Annotated in this window: 11 protein-coding genes; 3 read left to right on the top strand and 8 right to left on the bottom strand. The window is 68.4% G+C overall.

Going from position 1 to position 14,416, the window contains the following annotated elements; genetic code table 11:
- On the top strand, positions 1-876 hold an 876-nt coding region (locus IJ15_RS0106520; protein ID WP_031937540.1), incomplete at its 5' end, for an esterase/lipase family protein.
- A 501-nt stretch (positions 877-1,377) separates the two neighbouring features.
- Entirely contained in the window at positions 1,378-2,046 is a 669-nt protein-coding gene (locus tag IJ15_RS0106515) for a GAF and ANTAR domain-containing protein (RefSeq protein WP_051918573.1), read from the top strand.
- A gap of 51 nt (positions 2,047-2,097) precedes the next feature.
- Here IJ15_RS0106515 and IJ15_RS0106510 read toward each other — a convergent pair whose 3' ends face one another.
- From IJ15_RS0106510 to IJ15_RS0106475, 8 genes are all read right to left on the bottom strand, one after another.
- Positions 2,098-2,739 (bottom strand): MspA family porin, encoded by a 642-nt coding sequence (locus IJ15_RS0106510; protein WP_031937538.1) that lies wholly within the window; start codon positions 2,737-2,739, stop codon positions 2,098-2,100.
- A gap of 66 nt (positions 2,740-2,805) precedes the next feature.
- Complete coding sequence (locus IJ15_RS0106505; RefSeq protein ID WP_081880613.1) at positions 2,806-4,173, bottom strand: glycosyltransferase family 2 protein; 1,368 nt, start codon at positions 4,171-4,173, stop codon at positions 2,806-2,808.
- A 49-nt stretch (positions 4,174-4,222) separates the two neighbouring features.
- Positions 4,223-4,990 carry a hypothetical protein gene (locus tag IJ15_RS0106500; protein ID WP_156112036.1) on the bottom strand — a complete coding sequence of 256 codons (768 nt, stop codon included), beginning with the start codon at positions 4,988-4,990 and terminating at the stop codon, positions 4,223-4,225.
- A 114-nt stretch (positions 4,991-5,104) separates the two neighbouring features.
- On the bottom strand, positions 5,105-6,637 hold the full coding sequence (locus IJ15_RS0106495; protein ID WP_051918569.1) for a polysaccharide deacetylase family protein: 1,533 nt from the start codon (positions 6,635-6,637) through the stop codon (positions 5,105-5,107).
- A gap of 110 nt (positions 6,638-6,747) precedes the next feature.
- The gene (glmS, locus tag IJ15_RS0106490; protein WP_031937534.1) at positions 6,748-8,535 is read right to left on the bottom strand and encodes a glutamine--fructose-6-phosphate transaminase (isomerizing); all 1,788 of its coding nucleotides are present in this window, start codon (positions 8,533-8,535) and stop codon (positions 6,748-6,750) included.
- A gap of 72 nt (positions 8,536-8,607) precedes the next feature.
- Positions 8,608-9,630: a glycosyl hydrolase family 18 protein gene (locus tag IJ15_RS0106485; protein ID WP_197059765.1), complete on the bottom strand. Its 1,023-nt coding sequence runs from the start codon at positions 9,628-9,630 to the stop codon at positions 8,608-8,610.
- Positions 9,631-9,668: 38 nt separating this feature from the next.
- Positions 9,669-10,670: a dTDP-glucose 4,6-dehydratase gene (locus tag IJ15_RS0106480; protein WP_051918581.1), complete on the bottom strand. Its 1,002-nt coding sequence runs from the start codon at positions 10,668-10,670 to the stop codon at positions 9,669-9,671.
- Between the two features lie 38 nt (positions 10,671-10,708).
- Entirely contained in the window at positions 10,709-12,052 is a 1,344-nt protein-coding gene (locus tag IJ15_RS0106475; protein WP_081880611.1) for a nucleotide sugar dehydrogenase, read from the bottom strand.
- 514 nt (positions 12,053-12,566) lie between these two features.
- Here IJ15_RS0106475 and IJ15_RS0106470 point away from each other — a divergent pair.
- Positions 12,567-14,288, top strand: coding sequence for an alpha/beta hydrolase (locus tag IJ15_RS0106470; RefSeq protein ID WP_081880616.1), 1,722 nt, complete (start codon positions 12,567-12,569; stop codon positions 14,286-14,288).
- The last annotated feature ends 128 nt before the right edge of the window (positions 14,289-14,416 follow it).

Below are 14,416 nucleotides of genomic sequence, written 5' to 3'. Positions count from 1 at the left end.
TCGCAGGGCCGCGGCATGCCGGGCCCGGTCCAGACCCGGCATGCCGCGGCCCTGCGATACGCGGAGAGCCACCCGGACTCGGCGCCGCCGGGCGCGAACGACTTTCACTGCCGCCCGGCCGCCGCTCGCCCCAATCCGGTGGTCCTGGTCCACGGCAGCGACTCGGACTCGTACTCCGACTGGGCGGCGCTGTCACCGCTTCTCGCCGCGCGAGGATTCTGCGTGTTCACCCTCAACTACGGCGCGGACGGCACACTCGGGAAGTACGCCCGCGCCGACATCGTCCGCAGCGCACGGGAGGTGGGGGAGTTCGTGGCGCAGGTCCGGGGGGCCACCGGTGCGGCGACGGTCGATCTGGTCGGCTATTCGCAGGGCGCCACCGTGGCGCGCTACTTCGTCAATCGGCTCGACGGGGCTGCGGCGGTGGAACATTGGGTAGGAGTGGCGTCGCCCACATACGGCGGCATCATGTTCGGGCTGGTGCCGTTGTTGCGACTGCTGCCGAAACCTGACCGGATCGTGGAGGCCCTCACCTCGGAGGCGATCAGCCAGCAGATGCAGGGATCGCCCTTCCTGACCGCACTCAACGACGGCGGCGACACCGTGCCGGGTCCGGAGTACACGACGATCGGATCCCGCTTCGACGAGATGATCCAGCCCCACACGAACATCGCCCTGCGTGACCCGGGGGCGGTGAATCTGTCGGTGCAGGATCTGTGTCCGGAGAACCGGGGCGGGCACTTCAACATGGTCTACGACCCGTTCGCACTGGGGTTGGTGGTGCGGGCCCTGGACCCGACTGCTCCCGGGCCGACCTGTGCGCCCGTTCCGTTGGGCGCCGGAATTGCCGAGATGATCCTGGAAAGTAATTCGTGACCGTTCGTACCTGGTTCGGTGTGTGAGTCGATCATTTGTTGTCGATTCCGGTCGGTGGAGGGTGAATTACTCTGCTGTCATTATCACCCTCGGATCAAGATCGGTAACATTCGATCAGTCGTGAGAGGTAAGCCTTCACTGTCGTGGGCGGAAATGAATTTCAGTCGAGGGCTTTGGTCCCTTTCTGTCCACTTCTTGACCCTTCAATCATGAGTGGCGAATCCCTCTCGGAATCGATGCAGGACACGGTATTATTTCGAGCGCAGGGGGTCCATCCGCCTCGGTCGACATCGTGCGGCCGAGGCGGATGGAGGGTGGTCCGGGCAGGGGGTAACAGGTGACCCATCCGATCTGTATATCGAATCTATTACGGAATGATTGGAAAGGTGTGATTACCCTCGCTGTGTCGCGGGCGACTGGCGGAATCTTCCAATGTCGGGGTGTCTAATTCTCGAGCAGGGGGACTGTCGATTGTTTGATCAAGTTGGTTTCGTTGCGGTCGTGGAGAAATTCGCGAAGCTACAGGCCGCAACAGTGGAGGCCGATCGTGTGCTGGAAGGCCTGATCGAACTGATCTCGGATTCGCTCGGACTCGCCGGCGGCGGCGTCGTGGCCGATCACGACGGTCTGCCCACTTCGGTGACGGCGACTGGACGGGGTGTCGACCTCGATCACCTGGCGCAGTTGGTGTCGGGCGATCCCTGCGCCGATGCCATCGCTCGCCGGAGGGTCCTGCACATCGAGGACGTCGACGATCATCGGGACGCCGCGCCGCAGTTCGTCGCAGAGGCCCGGCGATCCGGGCTGGTGTCGCTGGCGCTGTTCCCGCTCGGGTACGGCGGCCGCACGGTCGGTGCTCTCGTCCTGGTTTCGGATCGTCCGCGGCGTTGGCCGGCGGACGAGATCTCCGTCGTCGGTGTGCTCGCCGACATGGTGTCCGTCTACCTGGCTCAGAGATCGGCGGTCCGTCGGTACGAGCAGCGGTCCGGGCAACTGGAACGGGCTCTGACCAGTCGGATCGTCGTCGAGCAGGCCAAGGGGATCATCTCCAACGCCAACAGCATCGGCATCGACGCGGCCTACCAGCTGATCCGGAGTCACGCCCGGTCGCACAATGTCACGGTGCACACCGTCGCCGAGGCGATCGTCACCCTCGGGCTGCGCGTATAGGCACACGAACGCCGCTCGCCCGCACCGGCCGGTGCGGGCGAGCGGCGTTCGTCACAGGGTTCGCGAGGCCCCGTACGTTGCCACCGAGTGGCTTCCCCGATCGGTGGTGACGGTGTAGACGGCGAACGGCTGAATCGACACGTCGCCGAGGCACCCGTCGATCTTGATGCGAGCCGCGTCGAACGACACCCCGGACTCCGGCCCGTACGAGACCTGCTTGCCGAGTGAAACATCCTGACTGGTACCGAGTTTGGGATTGATCAGGATCGACGGTCCCACGCCGAAGTTCATTCCGATTCCCGGTGTCGGGAGCATCGTGATCGCGGGGCCGGCCGACATCTGGATCGCGACCTGCACGCCACCGGAGACGTCGACCGCGCAGCCGACCCGGTAGCCGACGTCGAGTGTGCCGCTCGTGACGTCCTCGGAGCCGTCACCTGTCGCGGTGGCGACGGCCGAGACCGACACGAGGCTCTCCCGCGAGGTCGGCATGAACGTGTGGCTCGGAACAGATTCGACGGCGTCGTCCGAGAGCGTCACCGTCAGCGCGCCGGCCGGGGTGGGCGCGGTGCGCTCGGCCGCCGCCGCTGTCCCCGGCGTCGCGAGGGCCAGCGCGCTCGACAGGGTGAGTATCGCTGTCGCGGACCATGTGGCGGTCCGTCGAGATCGTGCGTGGAGTGGCACCGGGTTCATGTCGACATTCCTTACCTGTTGTGCGGATGTGGAGGGGCATGCCCAGGGGCGGCAGTTCGGCTGGGGTCAGGCGATCTCGCCGCGGAGTTCCTGCTCGGGTTCGTGGTCCTGCCCGCGGACGACGCGCAGTTTCGGTGGCGGGGTTTGTGCTGCCCCCGGGCCGCCGGCGGTGCCGGGTTCGGACCTCGACCGTCTCGAGGGACTTCGCCACACACCGGAGTCTCGACTGCTCCACGCCAGCGGCAGCGTGCGCAGGCACACCGCAGCGTCGACGACGCGCATGGCGGGGAAGGCGAGGGCGTAGAGCAGATAGCGGGGGCGGCGGCTGATCACGGCGGCCAGCACGGTCAACAGGAAGTCGGGAATCAGTACGCCGGCGAGCAGAATCAGGGGCGGTGGTATCTCCGGTTGCCAGGTTCCGATCCCGAGGTCCCCGACGATCTGTGCGGTGACCGAGAGGGCCAGCAGCGGCAGGAAGAGCACGAACAGCAGGCTGCTGGTGACCAGTTCGGCGACGTAGGCCGCCAGCGCCACCCAGAATCGACCCGCGTGGAGTCGGTGACGTCGCAGTGTCTGCCAGAACCCGAGGGCCCAGCGCCGGATCTGCTTGACGTAGTCGCCGAAGTTGTCCGGGTCCTGGGTGTAGGCGATTGCGGCGCGGGGATGGAAGGCGATGCGCCCCAACTTCTTCGCGTGGACTTCGAAGGTCATGTTGAAGTCCTCGATGACGAGCCCGGGGGCGCTCACGTCGATGTCCTTCAGTGCCCGCGTGCGGTACATGCTGGCGAAGCCGGGGACGATCGTGACGGCGTCGGCCCAGCGCGCGGCCTGACCGTACTTCAGCAGATACTGCACCGCGATGTACACCCGCTCGCGGTAGGCCACCAGGAACCGGCCCAGCCGGCTCGGCGGGTCGGGTGTGGCGATCGTGGTGGCCCGGCCTGCGACCGCGACGACTCCGGGTTCGGCGAGTTCGGCGAGCCCGGTGGTGAGGTAGTCCGGTGCCAGGTGGGTGTCGGCGTCGAGCAGCATCACCACCTCGAATCGTTCGCACAGGCCGAAGTGTTCGATCCCGGCCGCGAGCGCGCCGGCCTTGCCCCGGTTCGGGTTCAGTTCGAGGACTTGTGCTCCCGCCGTGCGGACGATCTCGGCGGTGCGGTCCGACGACCCGTCCGAGATGACGAAGATGTTGGTCAGTGGGACGAGCGAGGCCGCGGAGGAGATCGTTTCTCCTATCACCAGTTCCTCGTTGTGGGCCGCGACCAGCACGGCTACGTCGCCGGGTGTCAACGGCGGCCTGCTCGGCCGGTCGTCCGGGTGCCGTCCCCGCCGGTGGGTCCACCGGAACGTCAGTACTCTCCCGGCCCCGACCGACGCCCAGAAGAGAGTGTTGATCCCGAACGCGAGCAGCATGATCAAGACGAGTGTCGTCATCGAAACCCCTTGCCTCGAAGGAGGAGCGAACCGCGGACCGCGGAACCGGTCACTGCTGGACCCCACTGGTGGTGACGAGCGTCAGCCAGGGGCCCGGAGGAACGTCGCCCTCGTCGACGAACTGCCAGTCGACGCGATCGTTCTGGCCGTCGAGTTCCCGGAAGCCCAGACAGCCGTTCAGCGCCGGGGACACATCGAGTCCCGCGCCGTTGAACTCGTCGCTGGCGGGCCGGCGATCGTCCGCGCCGAACACGTAGTCGGCGTCGTGGTAGTTGGCCGGTCCGGCATCCTGGATCTGGCCGTAGCACGTGTTGTCACCGCTCTTCAGGCGCACCCAGCGGTTCTTCATCAGGCTGAAGGAGGGGTCCGAGATGCGCTCACGGTAGGGAGATTCGTCGGCCCAGGGGACCACTTCACCGCGCTGCGCGAACGCGATCTCGTCGTTGACGTCGTCGAAGGGCAGGTCCAGGTAGAAAGGGTTCTCGCGCGGCGTCATGTTCCTGGGGAAGTACCCGTTGTCGGCGGTGCGGGACTCGGTGCGGCACTGGCCGTCGACCGAGACGCCGTCGCACCCGCCGTAGCTCTCGAGCCAGTGTGCGTCGTAGGTCGACAACACCTGGCTGCCGTCCTCGGCTGTGGGGTCGAAGATCTCGCCGACCCAGAACGTCGTCGCGACGATGTCGGTGTGCCACGGATACTCGGCGGCGGCGGCGACGGCGGGGCCGGGCTGGGCCGCATCCGCGGCGCAGCCCGTCGCGGCGGCCGCACCTGCCACTGCGACGGCGCCCAGCATCCTCGAAACGGTGTGGGGGGTCATGGTTCTCCTTCTGCTCGCACTTGTCCCGGTGTGCTGGAAGCGGTCGCCGCCGGTGCCGACCGATCCGGGAGGTGATCCTCGGACCGGTCGGCGGTGGCGGGCGGGTGCCGGGACTCAGTCCGCGAGAGGCCCGGTGTTCGGCAGGAAGGTCTGGCCGGGCTGCAGTTCCTCCGGCCCGGGCACGTAGTGCAGTTGCGGTGCGACCTGCCCGCGCCGATCGCTGCGGTCGGTGTCGGGGATCGACTTCATGCCGCGTTCCGGTGCCGTCGTGCCGTCACCCGGTGCGGTGCCCGTGCTGCCGAGCCCCCAGGAACCTGTCGGCGGCTGCGGCGAGCCGGCGCTGGTGTCGGTGATCGAGTAGTCGTCGGTGTGCAGTTCGCCGTCGCCGAACAGGTTGAGACCGAAGCTGATTCCGGTGGCTCCGGCAGGCACCGCCGGAGTCGTCCACTCCGCGGCGGTGTACTCGGATGCGACGTCGAACCAGGGACTGGAGGTCCAGTACGCCCACGTACCGACCGCGGTCCGGTAGTACACCGCGAACTGTGTCGGGGCGGTGGACTTGTACCAGGCGGACAGTGCGTAGGTGTGTCCGGGAACGGCCCCGGGGGAGCATTCACCGAGATCGAGCGTCGGCAGCAGTTTCGCATCGCCGTCCACGTAGCCGGTCATCGACAGGCGCGCCGCGACACTGCCGCTGCGAGCCTCGGGGACCGTGGCGAACGTCGGTGAGTTGACGCCGTAGCCGCCCGCCATCCAGCACGTGGGCAGTCCGTTCGCGCCCACCGCTTCGAGGCCGGGGTTCGGTGCGCCGTTGACGCCCGGGGCCGCGACGGGGGCGACGGGACCGGGTGTCGCCGGTGCGACGGGTCCGCCGATCACCTCACGGACGGTCTTGACGGAGGTGTTGTCGGCCGCCCGAGCGGCGAGCCAACCGGCGAACTCGTCGAGCAGTTCCGGCGAGACGGACAGCCCGGCGGGATCGCAGTTGCCGGCGCAGACGTGGTGGAAGGTCAACTGGATCCATCCGCCTCCGTCGTTCTCGGCGGCGGTGACCACATTCTGCAGATCCGCGAGGGTCCAGGTGCTGTCCACCTGGTCCGGTGCCTTGGTATAGAACGGGTTCTGGGGCGGCACGGCCTCGGCGCGGTCGCATCCTTCACACCCGAATCGGGTCTCGACGTCCCCGAGTCCGCGCGCACTGTTGTATCCGCACTGCCTCGCGAGCGCCTCGGTGTCGGCGGTCGCCGAAGCGAACGGGTACGCGAAGGAGGTGACGTCGAATCCCCAGCCGGTCAGATTCGCCCGGTCGTTGCAGATCTGCCGGGTCGCCTCGTCCCGCGACATCGCGGTCAGGTCGGGGTGTGTGACGGAATGGCCGCCGATCTCGTGGCCCCCGGCGGCTATCCCTCGGAGATCCGCCTGCGTCAGGTATCCGGGCTGATCGACGTAGCCGGAGGGGACGAAGAACGTCCCGCGCAGACCGTTGGCCTGGAGGGTCTGCGCGGCCACCGTCGCATCCGCATTGCCGTCGTCGAACGTCAGGCTCACCACGGTGGGCGCTGCGGCGGCCGCCGCAGGTGCACCGGCCCCGACCGAGAACAGCGTCGGCGCGACGAGAAGGGTCAGGGCACTGACCAGGCCCAGCATCCGGTATCGCCGCCGGACAGGTGGCCGGTGTGGGCGTGGGTGCCGGGACGGACGCCGGGCCGGACGGAGCCGATTCTGACTGTTCATGCTGTGCCTTTCGGATCGACGGATCATTCGACGGTCACTGACTTGGCAAGATTGCGAGGCTTGTCGACGTCCCGGCCGAGGGCGAGTGCGAGTTCGCGTGCCAGGACCTGCATCGGGACGACGGATTCGAGCGGCCCGCACGGCGCCGGACCGGGGTGCAGCACCGGGACGGTGCTGCCGTCGATTCCGATGCTGATGATGCGTCCGCCGCGGGCCCGGACCTCGGCGATGTTCGCGGAGATGCGCGGGTCACCGTGGTCGACGACGACGACCGGGGTGCCGGACTCGATCACCGCCAGCGGCCCGTGCTTGAGCTCCCCGGCCGGATGGTGCTCGGCCCACCGGTACGTGAGTTCCTTGAGTTTGAGGGCGCCTTCGGCCGCATAGGGAACGCCGGCGCCACGCCCGAGGAAGACGAACCCGGTCGCGGTGGCGAGCTCGTCCACGATCGGCGGGATCAGCTGTTGCGCAGTCTCGACCGCGGCCGCGAGACGGGCCGGGATCCCGTTCAGCGAATGCATCAGCCGAGTCGCGATCTCCGGTGCGAGTCGTTCGGTCGCCACCATCGAGGACAGCATCAGCGAGACTCCGGAAATGACCTGGCACACGAAGGTCTTCGTGGCCGCGACCCCGATCTCGGGGCCCGCGGAGCAGGGGAGGACGGCGTCGGCACGGCGCGCGAGCGTCGAATGCGTGGAGTTGGTCAATGCGAGCAGCGGTCCGTCCCCGGGGGAGCGCAGGTCCAGTGCGCGCAACACGTCGGCGGTCTCGCCGGACTGGCTGATCGCGAGCGTGAGCGTCTTCGGGTCCGACTGCTCTCGAAGCGTTTCGCTGGCGACGGTCGCGGTGAACGGGATGGCGCCCGCCCCGCGCGCGCAGTTGCCGATCACCTGACCGGCGTGCATCGAGGTACCGCACGCGACCACGCGCAGCCGGTCGAAATCGGGGAGGCCGAGTCCGGACCACAGTGATCCGTCGGCGACACCGCCGCCGATTCGGGTGAGCAGGCGCGCGGCCACCCGCGGCTGTTCGGTGATCTCCTTGCTCATGAAGTCGGTGTGGCGGCCGAGGCTCAAGTCGGTCCGCGCCCACGACTGCCGTCGGAGCGGCGGCGGTGAACACCTCGCCCCGCGACGGTTCCAGGTGAAGACGTCGCCGAGTTCCACGACGTCCCCGTCGTCGAGGGTGCGGAACTCGTCGACCCAGTCGGCGATCGCGGCCGCGTCGCTCGTGGCGAAGACGCAGCCCCTGGCGCGAGCGACCAACAGTGGCGAACGGTTGGCGGCGGCGACGAGCCGGCCGGTGCCCTGCTCGAGCACCGCGAGGGCCCAGGAACCGGAGAGTCGATCGACCACCTGTTGAACGGCGGTCAGCAGGTTGCCGGACGTCGCGAGGCAGTCCTCGATCAGGTGGGGGACCACCTCGCTGTCGACGTCGGACGTGAACCGGTGTCCGGTGGCGCGCAGTTCCCTCCCCAGCTCATCGGCATTGGTGATGATTCCGTTGTGCACTACTGCGATTCGCCCGGTGCAGTCGAGATGTGGGTGCGCGTTGGTCTCGTCGACGCCGCCATGGGTCGCCCAGCGCGTGTGCCCGATCCCGAGCCCGTCGAGTTCGGGCCCGGTCCAGCGCGTCACCTGCTGCTCGAGTGCGCCGATCCGGCCGATCGTTCGAAGCCGGGCGATGTCGCCGTCCTCGGTGCGGACGGCGACACCGACCGAGTCGTAGCCGCGGTACTCGAGCCGCTTCAGTGCCGGTAGCAGGTAGTCGAGGGCAGGACCGTTGGTCCGGCAAGCGATAATTCCGCACATTGCTGATCCTTCGATGCCAGAGGGGATGCACCGGCAGGGCCGGTCGAATGAAAGTCGTTGATGCTCAACGGGTCACAGGCTGCACCGCCAGATCGACGGGTCCTCACCGCCGAGCCGCCACAGCGCGACACCGGCCAGCCCGTGCCGCCGCGCGAGGGCGGCTCGCGCCCTGACGCTGCGGGCGTTCTCGAACCACACCTCGTGGGTGATTCCCTCCACGACATACGTGAAGTGCGTGGACAGGGCAGTCTCGTCCCAGCGCATCGACGGGCGGTGCGCCGCCGCGACCGACATCACCTCGGTCCACGTGAGCGGCGTCCCTGCCGAGCCGACCCAGTCGTAGCCGTAGAGGCCGACTCCGAGGACGAGTTTCTCCCGCGGAATCCTCGTGACGGCGTACCGGACGACCTCCTCGACCCAGTCGTACGGGGCGATCGGTCCCGCCGTACTCGTCGCCCAGTGCCGGTCGTAGGCCATCACGATCACCCGATCGGCGCCGGCGGCGATCGCGGCGTAGTCCTGCGCCTCGTTGTGCTGCCCGTAGCCCGCGTCGGTCGGCTTCGCGTGAACGGCGACGTCGAGCACGCGGCCGATCCGGTGCAGCGCGGTGCCCAGGTCGCCGACGAAGGTGGAGAAGTCGTCACGATCGGCGGCGGACAGATCCTCGTAGTCGATCTGGATACCGTCGAAGCCATGCGTGGTGACCAGATCGGTGAGGGCCTCGACATGGGTGCGGCGGAGCGCCCGATCACGCAGGACCGCCGCTATCGTCTCGCGATCCCATTGTCCGTCGGTCGTGTTCGTGATGGTGGGAACGGTCCGGATGCGGTCGGCGCCCGAACCGACGGGGAGGGCGGAATCGGCGTCCGGGCCCGCTCCGGCGGCCGCGGTCAGGGTGCCGTCGCGCGCCACCGAGTACGACCAGGGGGAGACGACGTCGATGAATCGGGCGTACTCGTGCATCGACGTCAGCGCAGCGCTCCGGTCCCAGTACGGAACGGCCCCGATCACCATTGGCGCCGGGGGGCGGTCGGTGACTCGCGCGTCCGCATGGAGTTGCGAGAGTGCGGCGGTGGCCGCCAGCGCAACCGTCATGCATGTCCGCGGGTGGTCGCGGAGAGTGATTCGGGTGGTCATCTGCGTGCGCCCACCCCGGACCGGGCCGTGTCGACGTCTGCGCCGGGTAGCGCGTGGGCGACACGAGCGATGATCTCGTCCAACCTGGTGGTGGGTTCGAATCCCACCAGTTCCCGCGCACGTCGGTTGTCGGGAACCCGGCGTCGCATGTCCTCGTAGCCCGACGCGTAGGCCTGCTCGTACGGCACGAGGGAGATCGCACTGTCGGAGCCGAGGATCTCCACCACCCGTTCGGCCAGGTCGAGGATCGAGACCTCCTGTGCTCCACCCAGGTTGAACGCACGGCCGTACGCGGCGGGCTGTTCGGCGATCGCGACGATCGCCGGCACGACGTCCCCGACATACGAGAAGCACCGCGTCTGCTGCCCGTCCCCGAACACCGTGAGGGGCTCGCCGCGCAGGGCCTGCCCGACCAGGGTCGGCACGACCATCCCGTATCGACCGGTCTGGCGGGGGCCGACGGTGTTGAACAGGCGCACCATGGCCACTCGCAGTCCGAACTCGCGCCAGTACGCGTGTGCGAACGCCTCGTCGATGCCCTTCGCGGCGGCGTACGTCCAGCGGGCGGTGAGCGGGGAGCCGAGGATGCGATCGGCATCCTCGGACAGCGCGTCTGAGGTGTTCTTGCCGTAGACCTCACTGGTCGAGGCGAGCAGCAGGGTCGAGCCCGCGTCGAGACACGCATCCAGAACCGTCTCGGTGCCGTGGATGTTCGTTCGCAGGCTCTCGAGTGGACTGTCGACGATCAACCGGACACCGACGGCCGCAGCGAGATGGAACACACGGTCCGCCCCGCCGACCGCGCTGTCGACGGCGTCGCGGTCGAGGATCGATCCTTCGACGAAGCGGAATCCGGCGGCGCCCGACACCGATTCGAGGTTGGCGAGCTTGCCTGTCGAGAGGTCGTCGAGCACCACGACCTCGTCGCCCTGCCGGAGCAGGTACTCGACCAGATGACTGCCGATGAACCCGGCACCTCCGGTCACTGTGGTTTTCATCGTCAGCAAGTCCTTTCGCTCGTCAGGTTCCGGGGTTGCTACAGCGCCACGCGGCGCGGTAGCCGATCGAGTCGATAGGTGGTGTCGAGGATCGCCTGCGCCGTGGCGAGCCAGCCGAGATCGACCCCGTCGTGCGCGGTGTGCACGATCACGAGATCGGCCTCGAAGCCCGCGGGGTCCGCGATGTCGGTGAGTACCGTGCCGTCGGGCAGGTTCAGGGCGGGGAAGTTCGGATCGTGGTACGCCACGGCGGCGCCCATCTCGATGAGGTCGGCGATGATCTCCAACGCCGGCGATTCCCGCAGGTCCTCGACATTGGGCTTGTAGGCGACCCCGACGACCAGGACGCGCGCCCCGACGATCCCGCAGCCGTGCTCGGAGAGCGTCTGCCGGGCACGTTCGGCGACCCGGTGCGGGCGCGCCGCGATGCCGTTCATCGCCTGCTCGATCAGCGGCGTGCTCAGCCGCTTCTTCCGCAACTGCCACAGCAGGTAGTGCGGATCGCACGGGATGCAGTGCCCGCCGACTCCCGGTCCGGGGAAGAACGGCATGAAGCCGTAGGGCTTGGTGGCGGCGGCGTTGATCACGTCCATCACGTCGAGGCTCAGTGATCGGCAGATCTCCGCGAACTCGTTCGCGAGTGCAATGTTGACCGCTCGGAAGGTGTTCTCCACGAGCTTGGTCATCTCGGCGGCGTCGGTCGACTCGACGCCGTGCACGTTCGCCGTGTAGCGGTGCAGTACGGCGGCCGCGGCCGTGGTGCACGCTGCGGTAGCGCCTCCGACCACGCGAGGAACCTCCTCGTGAGCGAACCGCTCGTTGCCGGGGTCGATGCGCTCGGGACTGAAGGCGACGAAGACGTCGGTGCCGACCTCGAGCCCCCTCGCGGTCAGTTCGGTGGTCAGGAGGTCGCGGGTGCTGCCGACGTAGGTCGTGGACGTCAGGATGAGGACCTGACCGGGAACGGCGTGCTCGACGACGGCCTTGCAGGCCCGGCGCAGGATGTCCAGCTCGGGTGTGAGGTACTCGTCGACCGGAGTCGGGACGCAGACGATCACCGCGGCGGCGTCCGACAGTCGGGCGATCTCACTGGTCGTCGCGTATCCGTCGTCCTGCAGCGCGTCCGCCAGTCGCCGACGGTCCGCGTCGACCAGATCTGCGCGTTGTCGGCGGACGATGTCGAGTCGGTCCTCGCTGATGTCGATGCCGAGCACCCGGGCGCCGGCGGCGTGGAACGCGAGCGATGTCGGCAGCCCGACATACCCCAGACCGATGATCGCCACATCGAATGCGAAACCCGTGCGGGTCGCGGGGGCAGACGCTTCGAGTAACTTCACTCCGATCGTGCCGGTGTGGCCGGACTTCGTATCCCTCAACAGCATTGCGGTACCCCTTACCGAGAAGTCGGATGTGCTCGGAGAATGGCGGCGACGTGGCCGGTGTGTGGTGGCCCATGGCCTCCATGGGCGCGATCGAGCGTGCGCGGAGGATCGAAAGATATTGTGGTGCAGGTGTTTCGGATTTCTTCGATGACTGCTCGCGTCTGTCGGCCCGTCCGGAGCCGGACTGGTCGAGGCGCTGATCCGAAAGGACGGCCACCGGTCTGCCGGGGTGGCTCGTGAATGGCCACCGGTCTGCCGGGGTGGCGAATGATGTGCCCTGTCCTGCCGGGGTGCTGGGGCAGCGGGTTCGCGTCGAAAGCTACCTCGAGCGCGGACGGTTCCGGGTCGGAATCCTTAAAATGTCACTGCGGCGACCGGCGTGGCGCGCGATCCGGTGGTGTGTTCGTGATATTGGCCCGATGGGGGTGGTGTTGTCGTGGATCCGACGACATTCACCAGCGCCCGTTCTGCATGGTTTTCCGCAGATCGTCTTCCAGGCCTTATGGTTCCGACCATGAGCCTTGATACCCGGCCGCCCGGGCCCGGCGCGGACACCGCGGCGGACGAACCGGCAGCGGTTCCCGCAGTCCGACGATTCGGCCGGCGACTGCGCACCCACCTTCGCAGACTGCACCCGGTGGGCCTGGCCGTCGCGCTGGTGTTCTTCACCTGGTCGATGAGTCCCTCGCTGCTCCCGCGGGCGTGGTATCTGCAGGGGCTGGCGACGGGCATCTCGGTTGCGCTCGGCTACGGCGTCGGCTGCCTCGCCGCCTGGATCGTGCGGGCGTGCGGCGTCCAGCCGAAGTGGTCGGCGCGGACACGGCTGATCGGCTGGTGGATTCTCGGCGGCGCCACGGCGGTCGTCGTTCCGGTGTTCCTCGTGCTCGGATCGGTGTGGCAGAACTTCGCCCGCGAACTCGTCGGCATCGCGCAGGACGCCCCGGGGAACATCCTGCTGGTGTTCCTGATCGCCGTCGTGGTGTGGTTCGTGCTGCTCGAGGCGGGGCGCGGGATCCGAGTGGGGACACGCAAACTCACGAGCGTGGCCCGGCGCCTGGTGCCGCGGCCGGCGGCGAACGTGGCCGGTCTGCTGGTGGCGGTCGTGATCGCGGTGCTGGTCGTCAACGGCGCGCTGTACAAGGGCCTGATCGCGTTCGCCAACTGGAGCTTCTCGGGCGCCGACACCGCGACGGCGGCGGGTGTCGAGGAACCGACGGCGCCCGAGCGGAGTGGATCACCGGCGTCCGCCCAGGCCTGGGACACGCTGGGTCAGGAAGGACGCACCTTCGTCGGCCGGGGCCCGAACGCGGAGCGGATCACCGAGGTGACGGGCCGACCCGCGATCGAGCCGATCCGGGTGTACGCCGGCCGCGAATCTGCCGAGTCCATCGCCGGCGTCGCCGATCTCGTCGTCGCCGAGCTCGACCGCACCAAGGCCTGGGAGCGGAAGGTGCTGGCGGTCAACACCACCACCGGCCGCGGCTGGGTGAACCAGAACGTCGCGTCGTCGCTGGAGTACATCGAGGCCGGCGACACCGCCATCGCGTCGATGCAGTACTCCTTCCTGCCTAGCCCGCTGGCCTTCATCGCGGACCGGGAGACCCCGCAGGTGGCCGGCCGGGCCTTGTTCAACGCGGTGTTCGCGCGCTGGATCGACCTGCCCGTCGAGACCCGGCCCAAGCTTGTCGTGTTCGGGGAGAGCCTCGGCTCGTACGGCGGACAGAACGCGTTCGCGGGTTACCAGGACATGGCGACCCGGGTCGACGGTGGCCTGTGGGTGGGCACTCCCAACTTCACGCCGCAGTGGCGGGAGGTGACCGCGGACCGCGATGCGGGATCCTCGGAGATCCTGCCGGTCGTCGACGAGGGCCGGTCGGTCCGGTTCGCGTCCGAGCCCGGCGATCTCGACCTCGACACCGAATGGGGGCCGCGGCGGGTCGTGTACTGGCAGCACGCCAGCGACCCGATCGTGTGGTGGTCGCCGTCGCTGCTGTTCAACGAGCCCGACTGGCTGCGTGAACCGCGCGGACGCGACGTCGATCCCAACATGTCGTGGCTGCCGCTCGTCACCTTCTGGCAGGTGACGCTCGACATGATCTTCTCGGCGGACGTCCCGGCCGGGCACGGGCACGCGTACGGCCCCGAGGCCGCCGGAATGTGGGCCCGGATCCTGCAGCCGGCCGACTGGTCCGACGCCGACACCGAACGGGTGGAGGCGGCACTGACCGGTGGCTGAACTGCTCCTTCGGGTCCGTAGAATCCCGGAGTGAACCCTCTTCCGGCATCGCCGGGATTCGACGCTCCGGGAGCCGCCCTCGTGAACACCTCGCCCACCCGCTCCGACCATCTGGAGGCCCGGAGCTG

It is taken from the genome of Prescottella defluvii, from assembly GCF_000738775.1.
GTDB classification, from domain to species: domain Bacteria; phylum Actinomycetota; class Actinomycetes; order Mycobacteriales; family Mycobacteriaceae; genus Prescottella; species Prescottella defluvii.
Note: the sequence above shows the minus strand (reverse complement) of the source record. Positions and strands in the feature narration are given on the sequence as shown.